At 75.6% G+C, this 18,571-nt stretch carries 13 protein-coding genes and 1 tRNA gene; 4 read left to right on the plus strand and 10 right to left on the minus strand.

Features of this window, described 5'->3' with window-relative positions:
• Positions 1-217: 217 nt before the first annotated feature.
• Positions 218-1,141 (minus strand): beta/alpha barrel domain-containing protein, encoded by a 924-nt coding sequence (locus ACZ60W_RS13530; RefSeq protein WP_469755483.1) that lies wholly within the window; start codon positions 1,139-1,141, stop codon positions 218-220.
• Positions 1,142-1,143: 2 nt separating this feature from the next.
• Positions 1,144-1,359, minus strand: a complete 216-nt coding sequence (locus tag ACZ60W_RS13535; RefSeq protein ID WP_469755484.1) for a hypothetical protein — start codon at positions 1,357-1,359, stop codon at positions 1,144-1,146.
• 235 nt (positions 1,360-1,594) lie between these two features.
• Between ACZ60W_RS13535 and ACZ60W_RS13540 the strand changes: the two genes are divergently transcribed.
• Both ACZ60W_RS13540 and ACZ60W_RS13545 read left to right on the plus strand, forming a co-directional pair.
• Entirely contained in the window at positions 1,595-2,737 is a 1,143-nt protein-coding gene (locus ACZ60W_RS13540; protein WP_469755485.1) for a LuxR C-terminal-related transcriptional regulator, read from the plus strand.
• Between the two features lie 141 nt (positions 2,738-2,878).
• Positions 2,879-3,388 carry a hypothetical protein gene (locus tag ACZ60W_RS13545; RefSeq protein WP_469755486.1) on the plus strand — a complete coding sequence of 170 codons (510 nt, stop codon included), beginning with the start codon at positions 2,879-2,881 and terminating at the stop codon, positions 3,386-3,388.
• 58 nt (positions 3,389-3,446) lie between these two features.
• Here the strand turns inward: ACZ60W_RS13545 and ACZ60W_RS13550 are convergent.
• From ACZ60W_RS13550 to ACZ60W_RS13565, 4 genes are all read right to left on the minus strand, one after another.
• Positions 3,447-3,520: transfer RNA gene (locus ACZ60W_RS13550), tRNA-Thr, on the minus strand.
• Positions 3,521-3,616: 96 nt separating this feature from the next.
• Complete coding sequence (locus tag ACZ60W_RS13555; protein ID WP_469755487.1) at positions 3,617-5,179, minus strand: alpha/beta hydrolase; 1,563 nt, start codon at positions 5,177-5,179, stop codon at positions 3,617-3,619.
• Between the two features lie 80 nt (positions 5,180-5,259).
• Positions 5,260-6,462 carry a DNA polymerase III subunit delta' gene (locus ACZ60W_RS13560; protein ID WP_469755488.1) on the minus strand — a complete coding sequence of 401 codons (1,203 nt, stop codon included), beginning with the start codon at positions 6,460-6,462 and terminating at the stop codon, positions 5,260-5,262.
• 135 nt (positions 6,463-6,597) lie between these two features.
• Positions 6,598-6,771: a hypothetical protein gene (locus ACZ60W_RS13565; RefSeq protein WP_469755489.1), complete on the minus strand. Its 174-nt coding sequence runs from the start codon at positions 6,769-6,771 to the stop codon at positions 6,598-6,600.
• 150 nt (positions 6,772-6,921) lie between these two features.
• Here ACZ60W_RS13565 and ACZ60W_RS13570 point away from each other — a divergent pair, with 150 nt between their 5' ends.
• Positions 6,922-8,112: a sensor histidine kinase gene (locus tag ACZ60W_RS13570; protein ID WP_469755490.1), complete on the plus strand. Its 1,191-nt coding sequence runs from the start codon at positions 6,922-6,924 to the stop codon at positions 8,110-8,112.
• Positions 8,100-8,744 (plus strand): LuxR C-terminal-related transcriptional regulator, encoded by a 645-nt coding sequence (locus ACZ60W_RS13575; RefSeq protein WP_469755491.1) that lies wholly within the window; start codon positions 8,100-8,102, stop codon positions 8,742-8,744. Before ACZ60W_RS13570 ends, ACZ60W_RS13575 begins: the two co-directional genes overlap by 13 nt.
• Before the next feature lie 61 nt (positions 8,745-8,805).
• Here the strand turns inward: ACZ60W_RS13575 and ACZ60W_RS13580 are convergent, their stop codons facing one another.
• From ACZ60W_RS13580 to topA, 4 genes are all read right to left on the minus strand, one after another.
• Positions 8,806-11,262, minus strand: a complete 2,457-nt coding sequence (locus ACZ60W_RS13580) for an FtsX-like permease family protein (protein ID WP_469755492.1) — start codon at positions 11,260-11,262, stop codon at positions 8,806-8,808.
• Complete coding sequence (locus tag ACZ60W_RS13585) at positions 11,259-12,035, minus strand: ABC transporter ATP-binding protein (RefSeq protein ID WP_469755493.1); 777 nt, start codon at positions 12,033-12,035, stop codon at positions 11,259-11,261. Before ACZ60W_RS13585 ends, ACZ60W_RS13580 begins: the two co-directional genes overlap by 4 nt.
• Positions 12,036-12,126: 91 nt before the next feature.
• Complete coding sequence (gene tmk / locus ACZ60W_RS13590; RefSeq protein ID WP_469755494.1) at positions 12,127-15,474, minus strand: dTMP kinase; 3,348 nt, start codon at positions 15,472-15,474, stop codon at positions 12,127-12,129.
• Between the two features lie 128 nt (positions 15,475-15,602).
• On the minus strand, positions 15,603-18,428 hold the full coding sequence (gene topA, locus ACZ60W_RS13595) for a type I DNA topoisomerase (RefSeq protein ID WP_469755495.1): 2,826 nt from the start codon (positions 18,426-18,428) through the stop codon (positions 15,603-15,605).
• Positions 18,429-18,571 lie beyond the last annotated feature (143 nt).

Consider the following 18,571-nt stretch of genomic DNA (forward strand, 5'->3'; position numbering starts at 1 on the left):
ACGGCGGCAGGGCGACGCGACCGGGGGGACGGTGGGGGGGGAGCGGAGGTGCGGGGGCGGCTCGGGGGGCCGGAGGTCGGGTGGGGTGAGGGGCTTTCCGGGCTCCGGAGGCCGGGGTGGGTACGGGTGGCTTCCGGGGTCGGGGCGGCGTGGGGTGCGAGGGCGCGGGCGGCGCTCCCGGTCCGGCTCGGCCCCGGGCCGGCCGTCCGGTCCCGGCTCAGCCGGCGGGCGGTCTGTCCCGGTCCTCCCGGGGGTCGAGCCCGCGCACCGCCGAGACCGGGATGCGGGCGAGGCCCGCCATCACCTGGCGGGGCCCGGCACCCCACCCGTACCGCCGCTTCAGCGGGGCGACATGGGTGGCGATGAGCGCGAGCAGGGGCGTGAGGTCGGCGGGCGCGGCGCCCAGCAGGGCGAGCAGCTGCTCGGTGCGGGTCAGCCCGGCGCCCGGACCGATCCCGTACACGGCGCTGTCCTGCCAGGTGGCGCCCGCGCTGCCCGCGACGACCGTGTTGTGCAGGGCGAAGCCCTGGTTGTCGTGGGCGTGGATGCCGATCGGGGCGGCGACGGCGGCCCGTGCGGACTGGACGAGTTCGATGACCCGCTCCGGGCGGAACGAGCCGAGCGAGTCGACGAGGAACACGGCGTCGAGGGGGCCGAGCGCCGCGGTCTCGCCCAGACATCGGTCGAGTTCCCGGTAGGAGGCGAGGTCGACGTCGGTGAGGAGGAGACAGACGCCCAGCCCGGCCTCCCGCAGCCGGTGCAGCGGGGCCGCGGCGCGCGCCACCCGGTCGTACCGGACGGCGATCCGCACCAGTCCGACGGGGACGGACCCGTCGGCGAGCGCCTCGGCGATCCGGCCGGCGGACGCCGTCGCGGCGGAGTCCGTGACGGGCAGGAGGGCGGTGTCGAGCAGGACGGAGAAGCGCGGACCGTACCGCTCGTCGTGGTCGGCGGGCAGCGGGACCGGCAGCAGGTCGCCGATCGGCGCTCCGGGGCCGGCGGGGTCGTGGACGGTGCCCAGCTCGACGACGTCGACGCCGATCCGCGCGCAGACCGCGAGGTAGTCGGCGGCCAGCGCGGGGGCCAGGGGGCCGCCGGTGAGCTGCCCGCCGGTGCGCAGGGTGCAGTCGAGCAGGGTCATCCTCATCCCCAGCCGGTGTCGTTCGTGCCCGGACCGGCGACCGGCGCGCCCCGCCCGGTGCCGTCGGCGCCGTACGTGCCGCTCAGGACGCTCGCGCCCCACCCGGTGTCACGGCCGCCGGTGCCGCCGTCGGCCCGGGCCACGGAGACGGCGGCCAGGCCCGCGAGGCCGGTGATCAGCGTGGTGGCGAGGAGGCTGCTGCGGGTCCGCCGCTTCATGTCGGGAGGTCTCTTTCCGCGAGGGGGCGCCACGAGGGCGCCGCGAGGAGGTCACGAGGAGGTGGTGATGGTCTGTGACGGCTTGCGAGCTTCACGGGCTGTGCGAGCTTTGGTGAGCTTTGACCTTGCGGGCGGTGGGACGAACGTATCCCGCGAGTGCACGCCAACGGGCTCGAGCGCATGGCTCATGAGGCTGCATGGCAGCAAGAGGACGCCATGACAAACGGGGGACAAAGTGTCGATAACCGACAATCGACCGGGTGCCAGGACCGTACGAAGGGCCCGGGAGGCCGAACCGGGGACCGCGCTCCCCGCACCGCCCGCCGCCGAACCGGCCGCCGAGGACGATCCGTCGGCCCGGGTCTACGGCTGCGTCCTCGACCGCGACCCGGCCCGGCCCGCGGCCCACCCCGCCGAACTCGCCGAGGAACTCCGCCTCCCCCTCGCCCGGGTCGAGTCGGCCGTCTCCGCCCTCCTCGACATGGGCCTGCTGCGCCGCACCCCGGAGCGGACCGTGCTGCCCGTCGCACCCGACGAGGCCGTCCAGCGCACCCTCGGCCCCCTGGAGCGCGAGATGCGCGCCCGCCGCCGGCACATGGAGCGCAGCCGGGAGCAGCTGATGGCCTTCATGCCGCTCTACGAGTCGCACCAGCGCCGGCTGACCCACCTGCGGCAGACGGAGCCCGTCGAACTGCTCACCGACCTCCGCTCGGTCCGCGAGGCCATCACCGAACTCGGCCGCACCTGCGAGCGCGAGGTCCTCACCGCCCAGCCGGGCGGGGGCCGCCGCGCCGAGGTCCTGGAGGAGGCCGTCGCCCGCGACGAGGAACTCCTGCGGCGCGGCGTCCGCATGCACATGCTCTACCAGCACACCGCCCGCTTCTCCGCGGGCACCTGCGCCTACGTGGAACGGGTCGGCCGGCTCGGCGCCCAGGTCCGCACCCTGGACGACGAGTTCACGCGGATGCTCGTCTTCGACCGCACCACCGCCGTGATCCCCGTCCCCGACGACCCCCAGGCCGCGGTCCTGATCCGCGAACCGCACGTCGTCGCCTTCATGGTGGCCACCTACGAACACCTCTGGCTCGAAGCGCTGCCGTTCGAGACCGAGTGGGACCGGCAGACCATCATGGACATCTCCGACGAGCTCAAGCAGACCATCGTCCGCCTCCTCACCGAGGGCCTCACGGACGCCGCCATCGCCCGCCGCCTCGGCCTCTCCGTCCGCAGCTGCCGCCGCCACGTCGCCGACGTCATGTCCACCCTCGGCGCCGAATCCCGTTTCCAGGCCGGCTACCTCCTCGCCCAACAGGAACGCGACCACCCCGCTCCGCACGCCCTCCGGCCGCCGAAAGCCGCCTCGGGCCAGGCCGGTTGACCCCGGACGCCCCGCCCCCGCCTCCCTCAATTCTTGCTCAGAAGATCACTTTCCCCCGCCCCCGCCCCCGCGCCCCCGGTTACGGTCTCCGAGCGGGACGGCCCATCGCCCCGCCTCCACTACGGCTCCGGGGGGCTTTCCGTGCAGTGGTCCATCTTCGACACCCGTCTCTCGCTCCGGGCACCGCGCCCACCGCTCACCGCGGCCGCGGCCCTGGCAGCCCTCTGTCTCCTGGCCACCGGGTGCACCGGAGGCGGCACTCCGCCGGCCGCCCCGCCGACGTCCGCCGCACCGCGCTCCTCCCCCACCGCATCGCAGGAGGAGGCCCAGGGCCGGAGCGCCCAGGCCGCCCTGGAGACGATCTCCCCCGACGACCCCGACTTCGTGGTGTCCGGACTGGAGCGGGTCCCCGACGGCGTCCACGCCCGCCCCCCGCTCCGCAAGGGCCGCGCCTACACGGTCTCCGTCGTCTGCGTCGGCACCGGCGACGTCCACGTCACCCTCGCCGGCCTCGCCCCCCGCCCCGTCCCCTGCGACGGCGTCTCCACCGACCGCCGCGTCGACGACGCCCCCGCCGAACTCCCCCTCGACATCACCGCGGCCCCCGGCTCCACCGGCATGATCGCCTGGCAGATCACCGCCGCCCCCTGACCCCACCGCGACAACAGAAAAGACCAGGCCGGACAGTGTCCGACCTGGTCTTCCTCTGAGCCGCCTTCGGGATTCGAACCCGAGACCTACGCATTACGAGTGCGTTGCTCTGGCCAACTGAGCTAAGGCGGCGTGCTGTGTGGACCCAGCTTGGGTGCAGCAGCGCGGCCAAGTCTACACAGTTTCCGGGGGTGGTCCGACCAGGGGCGGTCGGGGGGCGGATCGGGGCTATGAGCAGCGCTTTCCGTCGCGGGGAGGGGTGCCGTCGAGGAGGTAGGCGTTGATGGCGGTGTCGATGCAGTCGCTGCCGCGGCCGTAGGCGGTGTGGCCGTCGCCCTCGTAGGTGAGGAGGGTGCCGGAGGAGAGCTGGTCGGCGAGGGAGCGGGCCCAGTGGTACGGGGTGGCGGGGTCGCGGGTGGTGCCGACGACGAGGATGGGGGCGGCGCCGTCGGCGGTGATGCGGTGGGGGCGGCCGGTGGCGGGGGTGGGCCAGTAGGTGCAGTTGAGGGCGGCCCAGGCGAGGCCCTCGCCGAAGACGGGGGACGCCTTCTCGAAGGACGGGACGGCCTTCTGGACGTCGGCGGGGCCGGAGTAGGCGGGCGGGAGGTCGAGGCAGTTGACGGCGGCGTTCGCGAACATCAGGTTGGCGTAGGTGCCGTCCGCCTCGCGCTCGTAGTAGCTGTCGGCCAGGGCGAGGAGGCCGGAGCCGTCGCCGCCCATGGCCCGGGTGAGGGCCTCGCGGAGCTGGGGCCAGGCGGCCTCGTCGTACATCGCCGCGATCACGCCGGTGGTGGCGAGGGACTCGCCGAGGTCGCGGCTCTCGCCGGTCGGCACGGGCTTGGCGTCGACGTCGCGGAAGAACTTCTTGAGCGCCGCGCTCGCCGCGTCGACCGACTCGGTGCCCAGGGGGCAGTCGGTCTTGCGGATGCAGTCGGCGGCGAAGGCCCGGAAGGCGGTCTCGAAGCCGGCGGTCTGGTCGCGGTTGAGGTCGATCGCGGGGAGGGAGGGGTCCATCGCGCCGTCGAGGACGAGGCGGCCGACCCGGTCGGGGAAGAGCTCGGCGTAGGTGGCGCCCAGGAAGGTGCCGTAGGACGCGCCCACGTAGGAGAGCTTCCGGTCGCCGAGGACCGCGCGCAGGATGTCCATGTCGCGGGCGGTGTCGACGGTGGAGACGTGCGGCAGGACGGCGCCGGACTTCGCCCGGCAGCCCGCCGCGAACGTCTTGAAGGCGGCGCTGAGCACGTTGATCTCGGCCGCGTCGTCGGGCGTCTGGTCGACCTGGGTGTACGTGTCCATCTGCGGGCCCGTCAGACAGTCGACGGGTTCGCTGCGGGCGACGCCGCGCGGGTCGACGGCCACCATGTCGTAGCGGGCGCGGACGGGGGCCGGGTAGCCGATGCCCGCGTACCCCTGGAGGTAGCCGACCGCGGAGCCGCCCGGGCCGCCGGGGTTCACGAGGAGCGAGCCGATCCGCTTGCCGGGTCCGGTGGCGCGGATGCGCGAGACGGCCAGCTTGATGTCGCCGGCCTCCGGATCGTCGTAGTCGAGCGGGGCGAGGAGGGTCGCGCACTGGAAGCCGGTGACGCCGCAGTCGCGCCAGGCGAGCTTCTGCGCGGCGTACCGCTTCGGCAGCGCGACCGCGGCCGGGGCGGCGGAGGAGCCGGTCGCCGAGGGGGCCGAGGGGGTGGTGCGGGACGCGGCGGCGTCGCTTCCGCCCGTGCAGCCGGAGAGGATCAGCCCGGCGGCCGCGAGGGCCGTGGCGGAGATGCGGAGCAAACGCCTGGAGTCCATTCCCGGAGCGTATCGGGACGGGTACGGATCGTGTCCAATCGCCCGAACGCCCACACGACCGCCCCGGTGGGGACCCCTTCTCAGCCGCGCAGCGCCATCGTCATCGCCTCGACGGCGAGCAGCGGGGCCACGTTGCGGTCGAGGGCCTCGCGGCAGGCCAGGACGGCCTCGATGCGGCGCAGGGTCCGCTCGGGGGTGGTCTCGCGGGCGATGCGCTCCACGGCGTCCTGGACGTCGGTGTTGGCCAGGGCGGTGCGGGAGCGGAGCTGGAGCGCCAGGACGTCGCGGTAGAAGCCGGTCAGGTCGGTGAGGGCGAGGTCCAGGCTGTCGATCTGGGTCCGCCTCCGGCGGCGCTTCTGCTGCTCCTCCAGGTCCTTCATGACGCCGGCGGTGCCCCGGGGCATGCGGCCGCCCTGCACGGCGCCGAGGGCGGCCTTCAGCTCCTCGGTCTCGCGGGTGTCGACCTCCTCGGCGACCTGCTTGGCGTCCTCCGCGGCCGTGTCGATCAGCTCCTGGGCGGCCTTGAGGCAGCCGCCGATGTCGTCGATCCGCAGCGGCAGCCTGAGGACGGCGGCCCGGCGCGCGCGGGCCGAGGCGTCGGTGGCGAGCCGGCGGGCCCGGTCGATGTGGCCCTGGGTTGCGCGGGCGGCGGCGTGGGCCGTCTCGGGCTCGATGCCGTCGCGCCGGATGAGGACGTCGGCGACGGCCTCCACCGACGGGGTGCTGAGGTTCAGGTTCCGGCAGCGGGAGCGGATGGTGGGGAGCACGTCCTCCAGGGAGGGCGCGCACAGCAGCCAGACCGTGCGGGGGGCCGGTTCCTCGACGGCCTTCAGGACGGCGTTGGCCGACTTCTCGTTCAGCCGCTCGGCGTCGGTGACCAGGATGATCTGCCAGCGGCCGTTCGCCGGGGCCGTGTACGACTTGCGGACGGTGTCGCGCATGTCGCGCACGAGGATCTCGGTGCCGACCGCGGAGACCGTGCTGACGTCGGCGTGGGTGCCGACCAGCGCGGTGTGGCAGCCGGTGCAGAACCCGCAGCCCGGCACCCCGCCGAGCGCCCGGTCGGGGCTCACGCACTGCAGCGCGGCGGCGAACGCCCGCGCCGCGGTCTCCCGGCCGGACCCCGGGGGGCCGGTGAAGAGCCAGGCGTGGGTCATCTTCGACGCCTCGGGGGCGGGCTCCCCGGCGGCATGGGCGGTCACGAGCGCGTCGGCGTCGCGCGCGGCGGCGGCGAGCTGCTCCTCGACCCGCGCCTGTCCGACCAGGTCGTCCCATACGGCCATGTCTGCCCCTCCTCAGGTACGCCCTCCATTGTGGGGCAGTCCGCTGACAGCCCCGCCCGGCAAGCCGTCCGGCCGGGCGCGGTGCGGGCGCGGTGCGGGTGGGCGGACGGGCGCGGTGCGGCGGGCGTACGGGGGTCAGGCGGCGTCGCGGGTGCGGGTCAGCCACAGGCCGACGGCGGCGCCGATGACGGCCGCGCCGGAGCAGACGCTCGCGGCGACGTGGGCGGCGCCGGAGTAGCCGGCGACGACGTTGATCCAGACGTTGGAGAGGGCGCCGGCGGCGAGCAGGAGCCAGAACAGGAACCTCATGGGGACCTCCGGGGAAGGGGTGGAGCGACGTGTTCGGTACGAGTTCGATCATCGTCGTCGCGGCGCCCGCGCACAGCGGTGCGCGCCCCCCGGCCGATGGTGGAGCCTGCTCCACCGTGCCGCCCCGCGCCGCCCGCCTAACCTGGCCGCATGCGTGAAGCGATCAAGGACGCGGCCCGGGCGTGGTTCCGGCTCCTCATGGGGGCCGGGATCGCGGTCGTCTGCCTGCTGCTCGCGGGGCTGGCCCTCTTCACCGCCTTCCTCACCCTCACGGTGGTCGGCGCGGGGGTGCTGCCCGAGAGCGTGCTGCTGCTGCGCCGGATCGCGGGGTGGGAACGGCGGCGCACGGGCGCGTGGACCGGGACGCCCCTGCCCGAGGCGTACCTGCCGCTCGACGGACCGCTCCCCGCACGCGTGCGGACGGCCGTCACCGACCCGGGAACCCGCCGGGACCTGATCTGGGCGGCCGCGCAGGCGGTGTACGGCATGGCCCTGTGGTGCGCCTCGCTCGTGCTCGCGGTGTGCGCGGTCCTGGTCGACGGGGTGTGGACGGGGCTCGCGGGCCGAAGGCCGGTGACCCTGCCGCTGCTCGGCCGACTCGCCGACCTGGGGTGCGGCTGGTCGCGCGCCCTGCTCACGCCCGCACCCTCGGCCGCCCGGGACGCCGCCCTGGCCGCCCGCATCGAGCAGCTGACGGCCACCCGCGCGGGCGCGGTCGCCGCGCACGGCGCCGAGCTGCGCCGGATCGAACGGGACCTGCACGACGGGGCGCAGGCCCGGCTCGTGGCGCTCTCCATGCGGATCGGGCTGGCCCGGCGGGCGTACGACTCCGACCCGGCGACGGCCCGCAAGCTCCTGGACGACGCCCAGACGCAGGCCGAGGAGGCGCTGGCCGAGCTGCGGCACGTGGTGCGCGGCATCCACCCGCCGATCCTCACCGACCGCGGTCTGACGGGCGCGGTCCGGGCCCTCGCCGCCGGCAGCGGCCTGGAGGTGGCGGTGACGGTGACGGGCCTGGAGGACCACGCCGCGGACGGTCCGGGTCCGCGCGCGCCCGCCGCCGTCGAGGCGGCCGCCTACTTCGTGGTCGCCGAGGCCCTGACGAACGCCGCCAAGCACAGCGGCGCGGAGCGCGCCTCCGTCGCCCTGGACCGCGAACGGACGGCGCTGCGCGTGCGCGTGCGGGACGAGGGCCGGGGCGGCGCCGAGACCGGCGAGGGCGCCGGCTCGGGACTGACGGGCATGCGCCGCCGGGTCGCCGCGCTCGACGGAACCGTACGACTGACCAGCCCCGAAGGGGGCCCGACCGTGATCGAAGTGGAGCTTCCGTGCGTGTGGTGATCGCCGAGGACAACGCCCTCCTGAGGGAGGGCCTGGTGCTGCTGCTGACCTCCTCGGGCCATGAGGTCGCCGGGGTCGCGGCGACCGGGCCGGAGATCCTTCCGCTGCTCCTGGAGCACCGGCCGGACGTGGCCGTGCTCGACGTGCGGCTCCCGCCCGGCTTCCGCGACGAGGGGCTGCGGGCGGCGCTCGCGGCCCGCGAGCGGCTGCCGGACCTGCCGGTCCTGGTCCTGTCCCAGTACGTGGAGGAGACGTACGCGGCGGAGCTGCTGGGCGGCGGCGCGCGGGGCGTCGGCTACCTGCTGAAGGACCGGGTGGGGCGGGTGGACGAGTTCCTGGACGCCCTGGAACGCGTCGCCTCCGGGGGTACGGCCCTGGACCCGGAGGTCGTCACCGAGCTGCTGGCCCGCCGCCGCGACGACCCGCTGGAGTCCCTCACGCCCCGGGAGCGCGAGGTCCTGGAGCTCATGGCGCAGGGCCACGACAACGCCACGATCGCCCGCTCGATGGTGGTCACCGAGCGGGCCGTGCACAAGCACATCGGCAACGTCTTCACGAAGCTCGGCCTGCCGCCGACCGACAGCGGCGGCCACCGCCGGGTCCTCGCCGTCCTCGCCTACCTCGACGCCTGACGGGCGCGGGGCGCCGGGCTCACCCGGCGCCCCGTGCCTTCGGCGCTCCCCCGCTCCGGCCTCACCGGCCCGCCCGTCGCCCCGAGGCGGGCAGGAAGGTTCCTGCGGCCACGGTGACCACCACGGTCCCGGCGATCAGACCCGCCTGGGCGGGTGCCAGGGTCGGCGGGCCGCCGGTGAGGGCCCAGGCGAAGGCGGCGAGGGGGAGGGCGGCCACGACGGTGCCGACGAGCAGGCCGGTGGCCGTGAGGAAACCGGCCTCCAGGCCCAGCATCCGGCGCAGTTGACCGGCCGAGGCCCCCACCTGGCGCAGCAGCGCCAGCTCGCCGCGCCGTCCGGCGCCGATGAGGGAGAGGGTGCTGAGGACGGAGAGGACGGTGAGTCCGCCGACGGCACCGACGACGACGGCCGACACGATCCCGTTCAGCTCGGCCCCGGGCGGCGTCACCTGTTCGGGAGCGACGCCCGGGCCGCCCGTGGTGCCCGCCTCCGTCGCGGCCAGCACGCGCGCGGGGTACGGATCGCTCATGTGGGGGGCCAGTTCGGCCGCGGGCAGCAGGAACTCACCGAGGGCGAGGGACCGTTCGTACACCGCCACGACGCGGAGCCGCCTCGGGGTGCCGTCGCCGAGCCGAAGCTCCACGGTCGAACCGGGGCGCGCGTCCAGGGAGTCGGCCATGTCGGCGCCGACGGCGACCGTGCCGGGCCGGCCGAGACCGGCCAGATCGCCCGCGACGACGCCGGGGTCGAGGGTCCCCGGGAGGCCGGCGGCGTCCACGCCGAGGACGGGGAGCCGGTCGAGGCGCGGGGTGCCGGCCTGCGTCCGGGCGACGACGACGGTCGAACGCAGCACGTCGGTGGCCGACCTCACGCCCGGCAGCCGCCGGACCCGGTCGGCGGTCGTGCCGGTGAACGCGAGGTCCGCGGTGGTCGCCGCCCGCGCCTGGGAGGCCGCGGCCCGTTCCATGGTCGTGCCCGCCGAGAGCTGCACGAGGGCGAAGGCGGTGACGAGGACGACCGGGACGAGCGCGGCGCCGAGGCGGCGCGAGTGCGCGGTCGCGCCGGCGGCCGTGATCCGTCCGGGCGCGCCGCCGAGCCACCGGAGGGGCCGGTCGAGGACGGTCATGGCGGCCCGCGCGATCCACGGTCCGAGCAGGGCGCAGCCCGCGACGAGGGTCACCGTGGCCGCTCCGGCGGCGGCCCCGGCCGCCTCGCCGCCCTGGGCCGTGGCGGTGCCGGCGGCGGCCGCGCCGAGCACGAGCAGCGCGATGCCGCAGATCCGGCGGGCGGAGCCCTTCCCCGCGCGGCCGGGCCGCCGGGTCGCCCCGAGGGCGACGAGCCGGGCGAGCCCCACGACGACGGCGACGACGACCGTCAGGCCGGCGAACAGCCAGGGCGGTACCGGGAGTTCGAGGCCCTCGGGGACGACTCCGGTGCGGTCCCGCAGCGCCGACCACAGGGCGGGGAAGGCGGGGACGGCCACGAGGGCGCCGAACAGGGCCGAGCCGGCCGCCACCCGGGCCGCCTCCCGGCCGGCCGCGGACCGCACCTGACGGGGCGTCGCACCGGCGGCGAGCAGCAGTTCCCGTTCACCGGCGCGCTGCCGGAGCGCCTGCGCGACGAGTGAGGCGAGGACGAGGACGGCGACGAGGACGACGGTCCCGGAGACCGCGGCGAGCAGCTGGAGGAGCTCGGACCGGGCGGGCCGGGCGGCGAGGTGTTCGGCGTCGCCGCGGCCGTCGCCGGTGAACGCCCGGAGCGGCCGGCCGGCGGCGGTGTCCCGCAGGCCCGCGGTGTCCAGGGCGGCCCGCACGCGCGCGTGGAGGGTGTCCACGGGCAGGCCCGGCTCGGCGAGGACCCCGACGGCGTCCACGGTCCCCGGGTGCCCGGCGAGCCTGCGCGCCTCCGCGGCGGTGAAGTACAGCGCGGCCGGTCCCTCGGCCACGCCGACGACCGTCCGCCCGGCCACGGTGTCCCCGACCCTCAGGGCGGTCCCGGCACCGGCACCCGTTCCCGCGACCACCTCTCCCGCCGTGCGCGGCGCGCGCCCGTCGAGCAGCCGGTACGGGGCGAGCGCGGCGGCGTCCCAGGAGCGCCCGGTGCGGGTCCGGGGCCCGCCGGCCGCCGCTCCCGCCCCGTCGGACGGTCCGGCCTCCCGTACGGCGAACGTGTCGTCCGGCACGGCGGCGCGGACGCCCGGGACCGCGCGGACGACGTCGACGGCCGCGCGCGGGACGGGCACCCGCTCGGTGAGGGCCGCCCTCTGGGTGGTCGGCTCGCCGCCCCACGGGGTGGCCGTCCAGCGGACCTCCTGGTCACCGGCGACGACGACCGGCGCGGCCGCGTACCGCTCCACGCGCGCGTGGCCGAGGGCGGTCGAACCGACGGCGAGGGCGAGGGTGCCGAGCAGGACCGAGGTGAAGGCGACGGCCGCGAAGACGGCCGCCCACGCCGAGCGGTGCGCGCGCAGCGACCGTGCGGCCAGCAGGGTCACCGCCGGGTTCCCGAGCCGGCTCACCGCGCCACCGCCAGGCTGCGCCGGTCCGCGGCGCGGGCGCCCAGGGCGTCGCGCACGCCCGCCTCGTCCGGGCGGTCCAGGCGGCCGACGAGCCGCCCGGAGTCCAGGAACACGGCCTCGTCCGTCCAGGCCGCGGCGACCGGGTCGTGGGTCACCAGGACGACGGTGCGGCCCCGCTCGTCGACGGCGCGGCGCAGCAGGGCGAGGACTCCGGAGGCGGTGACCGGGTCGAGTGCGGCGGTGGGCTCGTCGGCGAAGACGACCTCGGGCTCGTTGACGAGGGCGCGCGCGACGGCGACCCGCTGGCGCTGGCCGCCGGAGAGGTGCTCGGGGGCGTCCTCGGCCCGGTCGGCCATCCCGACGGCGGCGAGGCCGGCCAGCGCGCGGGCGTCGAGCGCCCGGCCGCCGCGGGCCCCGGCGAGGAGCAGCGGGAGGGTGACGTTCTCGCGGACGTTCAGGGCGGAGACGAGGTTCAGCGACTGGAAGACGAAGCCGATCCGGTCCCGCCGGAGCCGGGTGAGTCCGGCCTGCTTCAGCGTGGCGAGGTCGGTGCCCCCGATCCGTACCGTTCCGGCCGTCGGCCGTTCGAGTCCGGCCGCGCAGCGCAGCAGCGTGGACTTGCCGGAGCCGGAGCGGCCCATCACCGCCACGAAGCGGCCGCGCGGGACGGTCAGGCTCACCCGGTCGAGGGCGGGGGCGCCGGAGCCGTAGGTCCGGCTCACGCCGTCGAGGGCGAGGGCGGGCCCGCTCTCCGTCACTGCTGTCGTCGTCATGCCGACAACGCTAGGAAAGCGCAGGTCACAGCGGTATGGGGCAGGCTGCCCGGTGGGGGGTGGAGCTGGCTACACCCCCCACCGGGGGAGATCAGCGGCGGCGGCCGTCGCTCTCGTCCTCGTGCGGGCCGAACAGTTCGTCCGCGAGGGTCGGGAGATCGTCGAGCGGGGTCTCCTCGGCCCAGTCGGGGCGACGGCGGGGGCGGCCCTGCTCGTCGAGCTGGGGCAGCTCGCGGGTGCGGTCGTTGGCCCCGTGCGGCTCGTCCGCGCCGCTCCCGGCGGGCTCGTCGCGGAAGATGCCCGGCGGGACCCGGTCGGCGGGGTCGGACGCGCGGGTGCCGCGGGCGGGCCCGGCGTCCCGTACGGGGGGCAGGACCGCGGTCTCGTCGGCGTCCCGGGGCTCCCGGACCGTCGGCAGGACGGCCGTCGTGTCGGCGTCGGGCCGCACGATCGGGGTGGCCACGGTGATCTCCTCGGGGGAGACGGCCGGCGCGTCGGGCTTCACGATCGGCGTCGCCACGGTGACCTCGTTCGCCGACACGTCGGCGGCGCGGGCCGCCCTGGCCGCCTCCTCGGCGGCCTTCCGCTCGGCCGCGGCCCGCTTCTCGGCGGCGGTCTTCGCGGCGACGGCCTTCTCCGCCGCGGCGCGCTCCTGCTCGGCGGCGGCCTTCTCCGCGGCCGCCTTGGCCTGGGCCGCCTTCTCCTTCGACGCCCGGGTGGCGGCGGCCCGCTCGGCCGCGGCCTTCTCCGTCGCGGCCTTCTCCGCGGCGGCCCTGGCGGCTGCCGCGGCGGCGACCTGCTCGGCGGCGGCCTTCGCCGCCGCCTCTTCCGCGGCCTTCGCGGCCGCGGCGGCCTCGGCCGTCCGGCGGGCCTCCTCGGCGCGCAGCAGGGCCTCCTCGGCCTTGCGCTGCTTCTCCAGGCGGCGTTCCTCGGCCTCGGCGCGCAGCCTGGCCTCCTCCTCGGCCTCCCGGCGGAGCCGCTCCTGCTCCTCCTTGCGGGCCTTCTCCTCGGCCGCGAGGCGCTTGCGCTCCTCCTCCGCCGCGATCCTGGCCTCCTCGGCCCGGCGGCGCTCCTCCTCCGCCTGGCGTTCGGCCTCCAGGCGGCGCGCCTCTTCCTCCTCGCGCCGCTTGCGCTCCTCCTCCTCGGCACGGAGCTTGGCGAGCTGGGCCTGCCGCTCGCGCTCCAGGCGCTCCTCCTCGGCCTTGCGGGCGGCCTCTTCCTCGGCCTTGCGCCGGGCCTCCTCCTCGGCCTTGCGGCGCGCCTCCTCGGCGGCCTTCACCTCGGCCTCGGAGAGGGGCAGCATCCGGTCGAGCCGGTGGCGGACGACGGTGGTGACGGCCTCGGGCTCCTGGCCGGCGTCGACCACGAGGTAGCGGCCGGGGTCGGCGGCGGCGAGCGCGAGGAAGCCTGCGCGCACGCGCGCGTGGAACTCGGGCGGCTCGGACTCCAGGCGGTCGGGGGCTTCGGTGAACCGTTCCCTCGCGGTCTCCGGGGAGACGTCGAGGACGACGGTCAGGTGCGGGACGAGCCCGCTGGTCGCCCAGCGCGAGATGCGGGCGATCTCGGTCGGGGAGAGGTCGCGGCCCGCGCCCTGGTAGGCGACGGAGGAGTCGATGTACCGGTCGGAGAGGACGATCGCGCCCCGCTCCAGGGCCGGGCGGACCAGGGAGTCGACGTGCTCGGCGCGGTCGGCCGCGTACAGCAGCGCCTCGGCGCGGTTCGAGAGCCCCGCCGACGACACGTCGAGGAGGATCGAGCGGAGCCGCTTGCCGATCGGGGTGGCACCGGGCTCGCGGGTGACGACGACCTCGTGCCCCTTGGCGCGGATCCACTCGGCGAGCGCCTCGACCTGGGTCGACTTGCCGGCCCCGTCGCCGCCCTCCAGGGCGATGAAGAAGCCGGTCGCGGAGGGTGCCTGGACCGGGTCGGAGCCGCGGAGCGCGTCGCGCAGGTCGCGGCGGAGCGGGACTCCGGCGCGGTCGTCGGTCCGGGCGAGGACGAGCGCGGCGACCGGCAGCAGCAGCGCGCCGACGAGGACGAGGGTGAAGGCGGCGCCGCCGTGCGCGAAGACGAACTCGCCGGAGGCGAGGCGGTGCGGGCCGATCGCGGCGGCCAGCAGGGGGGCGGCGAGCGCGCCGACGCCGATGCCGACGCGGGCGGTGGCCTGGAGGTGCTCGGTGGTGCGGGCCCGGCGGGGCTCCTCGGTCTCCTGGTCGACGAGGTGGTGACCGGTGTTCGCGGCGACGCCGGCGGCGTAGCCGGCGAGGACCGCGAGGAGGAGCACGGTCGCCGTGTCGGGGACCAGGCCCATGACGATGAGGGCGACGCCGGTGACGGCGGTCGCGAGGGCGAGCAGCCGGCGCCGGGACAGGACGGGCAGGACGGAGCCCGCGGTGCGGATGCCGACGGCGGTGGCGCCGCTGAGCGCCAGGATCAGCAGCGCGTACGTGACGGGGCCGCCGCCGAGGTCGTAGGCGTGGAGGACGGCGACGGACGCGGCGGCGGCGATCGCCCCGGCGACGGTGGCGCAGGTCAGGACGAACAGCTGCAGGGCGCCGGTCCGGCCCTTGTCGGGGGCGGGCCTCGCGTCCTCGGCGGCGCCCTTGGCGGTCGGCCGGCGCAGGCCCTCCAGGGGCGAACGGGGCCGGGGCGTCTCCCCGCCGGGCAGCGTCATCGCGTACACGACGGTGACGGAGGCGGCGAAGAGCCCGGCGGCGACGTACGAGCCGAGGGCGGCCTGGTGCAGCGAGAACCAGTCGATTCCGGCGCCGAGCAGGTTGCCGACGAGGGTCGCGGCGAGCAGGGCGGCGGCCGCGGCCGGGACGGCGAGGAAGGCGGTGCGCTGGGACAGCCGGCGCAGGGCGCCGAGGTGGTCGGGCAGCGGCCGGACGGCGGCGCCCTCCAGCGGCGGGGCGGGCAGCAGCGCGGGCGCGGCGCCTTCGCGGCCGATGGTCCAGAGCCGCTCGGCCGCACCGGCGACGAAGACGGTGCCGAGGAGGTACCAGAGGGCCGCGTCGCCGGTCCAGTCGATCCACAGGGGCGCGGCGACGAGCAGCGCGATCCGGACGCCGTCGGCGCCGATCATGGTCCAGCGCCGGTCGAGGGCGCCGCCGGGTCCGGTGAGCGCGGTCAGCGGTCCGAGGAGGACGGCGCCGAAGACGACGGAGGCCAGCAGCCGTGCGCCGACGACGGCGGCCACGGCGAACGCCGCGCCCCGGTAGCCGCCCCCGAGCGCGCCGGCGGCGACGGCCGCCTGCAGCCCGAGGAGGACGAGGACCAGGAGGGCGAGGACGTCTCCGGTGCCGCCGAGGGCGTGTGCGCTCCACAGCCTGCGCAGGGGCTGATGGCGCAAGAGGGCGCTGACGGCGCGCTCCCGGGAATCCGCGACGAGTGCGGCGTCGGAATCGCCGGCGCGGTCTGGCTGCTCTGCTCGCGTCATCCGTCCACCCTATCCGGACGGCCTCGTTCGTCGCGGCCCCCGCCCGAACATCAGGACGAGGCTGTGACGGTACGGCGACGGGGGCGGGGACACCCGGTCCCCGCCCCCGTCGTCCGCGTGGTGCGGTGCTACTCCGGCTTGGCCGCCGCCGTCTTCTTGGCGGTGGTCGTCTTCTTCGCCGTGGTGGTCTTCTTGGCGGCCGTCTTCTTGGCGGTGGTGGTCTTCTTCGCCGTCGTCTTCTTGGCGGCCGTCTTCTTCGCCGGGGCCTTCTTGGCGGCCTTCTTGACCGGTCCCTTGGCACGCTTCTCGGCGAGCAGCTCGTAGCCGCGCTCGGGCGTGATCGTCTCCACGCTGTCGGCGGTGCGCAGGGTGGCGTTGGTCTCGCCGTCCGTCACGTACGGGCCGAAGCGGCCGTCCTTGACGACCACGGGCTTCTCGCTGACGGGGTCGGTGCCCAGCTCCTTCAGCGGCGGCTTGGCCGCGGCGCGGCCCCGCTGCTTGGGCTGGGCGTAGATCGCGAGCGCCTCTTCGAGGGTGATGGTGAAGAGCTGGTCCTCGTCGGTGAGCGACCGCGAGTCCGTGCCCTTCTTCAGGTACGGGCCGTAGCGGCCGTTCTGCGCGGTGATCTCGACGCCCTCGGCGTCCGTGCCGACGGTCCGCGGCAGGGACATCAGCCGGAGCGCGTCCTCCAGGGTGACGGTGTCGAGGGCCATCGACTTGAAGAGGGAGGCGGTGCGCGGCTTCACCGCGTTCTTGCCGGTCTTCGGGGTGCCCTCGGGCAGGATCTCGGTGACGTACGGGCCGTAGCGGCCGTCCTTCGCGACGATCTGGTGGCCGCTGGCCGGGTCGGTGCCCAGCTCGAAGTCGCCGCTGGGCTTGGCCAGCAGCTCCTCGGCGTGCTCGACGGTGAGTTCGTCGGGCGCGAGGTCGTCGGGGACGTCGGCGCGCTGGTGGCCCTCGGCGTCCTTCTCGCCGCGCTCCACGTACGGGCCGTAGCGGCCGACGCGGAGGACGATGCCGTTGCCGACGGGGAACGAGGAGATCTCGCGGGCGTCGATGGCGCCGAGGTCGGTGACGAGCTCCTTGAGGCCGCCGAGGTGGTCGCCGTCGCCGTTGCCGGCGTCCGCGGCGCCGCCGGTGGCGGCCGTACCGCCCTCGCCCTCGCCGAAGTAGAAGCGCTTCAGCCACGGCACGGACTGGGCCTCGCCCCGCGCGATGCGGTCGAGGTCGTCCTCCATCCGGGCGGTGAAGTCGTAGTCGACGAGTCGGCCGAAGTGCTTCTCCAGGAGGTTGACGACGGCGAAGCTCAGGAAGGACGGCACGAGGGCCGTGCCCTTCTTGAAGACGTAGCCGCGGTCGAGGATGGTGCCGATGATCGACGCGTACGTCGACGGGCGGCCGATCTCGCGCTCTTCGAGCTCCTTGACCAGCGAGGCCTCGGTGTAGCGGGCCGGGGGCTTGGTCGCGTGGCCGTCGGCGGTGATCTCCTCGGCGGAGAGCGCGTCGCCCTCGGCGACCTGCGGCAGGCGCCGCTCGCGGTCGTCGAGCTCGGCGTTCGGGTCGTCGGCGCCCTCGACGTACGCCTTCATGAAGCCGTGGAAGGTGATCGTCTTGCCGGACGCGCTGAACTCGGCGTCGCGGCCGTCGGCGGCCCGGCCGCCGATCTTGACGGTGACGGAGTTGCCGGTGGCGTCCTTCATCTGGGAGGCGACGGTCCGCTTCCAGATCAGCTCGTAGAGGCGGAACTGGTCGCCGGTCAGGCCGGTCTCCGCCGGGGTGCGGAAACGATCACCCGAAGGACGGATCGCCTCGTGCGCCTCCTGGGCGTTCTTGACCTTGCCCGCGTAGACGCGGGGCTTCTCCGGCAGGTAGTCGGCGCCGTAGAGCTGCGTGACCTGCGCCCGGGCCGCCGCGACGGCGGTCTCCGAGAGGATCGTGGAGTCCGTACGCATGTAGGTGATGAAGCCGTTCTCGTACAGCTTCTGCGCCACCTGCATGGTCGCCTTCGCACCGAAGCCCAGCTTGCGGCTCGCCTCCTGCTGGAGGGTGGTGGTGCGGAAGGGCGCGTACGGCGAACGGCGGTAGGGCTTGGACTCGACCGAGCGCACGGCGAACGCGGTGTCGGCGAGCGCGGCGGCCAGGGCCCGTGCGTTCGCCTCGTCCAGGTGGAGCACGGCCTCGGACTTCAGCCGTCCGTCGGCGCCGAAGTCACGGCCCTGCGCGACACGCTTGCCGTCGACCGTCGCGAGGCGCGCGACCAGCGACGACGGGTCGGAGGCGTCACCGGAGCGGCCGGTGCCGAAGGTGCCGGTGAGGTCCCAGTACGAGGCGGAGCGGAAGGCGATGCGCTCGCGCTCCCGCTCGACGACGAGGCGGGTGGCGACGGACTGGACACGCCCGGCGGACAGCCGCGGCATGACCTTCTTCCACAGGACCGGCGAGACCTCGTAGCCGTACAGCCGGTCGAGGATGCGGCGGGTCTCCTGGGCGTCGACCATGCGCTGGTTCAGCTCGCGCGGGTTGGCGACGGCCTCGCGGATCGCGTCCTTGGTGATCTCGTGGAAGACCATCCGGTGGACCGGGACCTTGGGCTTGAGGACTTCCTGGAGGTGCCACGCGATGGCTTCGCCCTCGCGGTCCTCATCGGTGGCGAGGAAGAGTTCGTCGGACTCCGCGAGGAGCTCCTTGAGCTTCCTGACCTGGGCCTTCTTGTCGGCGTTGACGACGTAGATGGGCTGGAAGTCGTGCTCGACGTCGACCCCGAGGCGGCGCACCTCGCCGGTGTACTTCTCCGGCACCTCGGCGGCGCCGCTGGGGAGGTCGCGGATGTGCCCGACGCTCGCCTCGACGACGTAGCCGGGGCCGAGGTAGCCCTTGATCGTCTTCGCCTTGGCAGGCGACTCGACGATGACGAGTCGGCGGCCGCCGGGTGCGGTCTCGCTGGTCGGGGACAACTTCGCTCTTCTCTCCGGGGTCGACACTCTCTGGCACGTACGGCACTGGCACGCACGACAGCGGCACGGACGGTGACGCTCCCGTCGCTGCGGAGTGTGACGGTACAACCCGCCCCCGTGTCAAACGGCGAAAGCCCGCAACG

It is taken from the genome of Streptomyces sp. NPDC104202 (assembly GCF_055584185.1).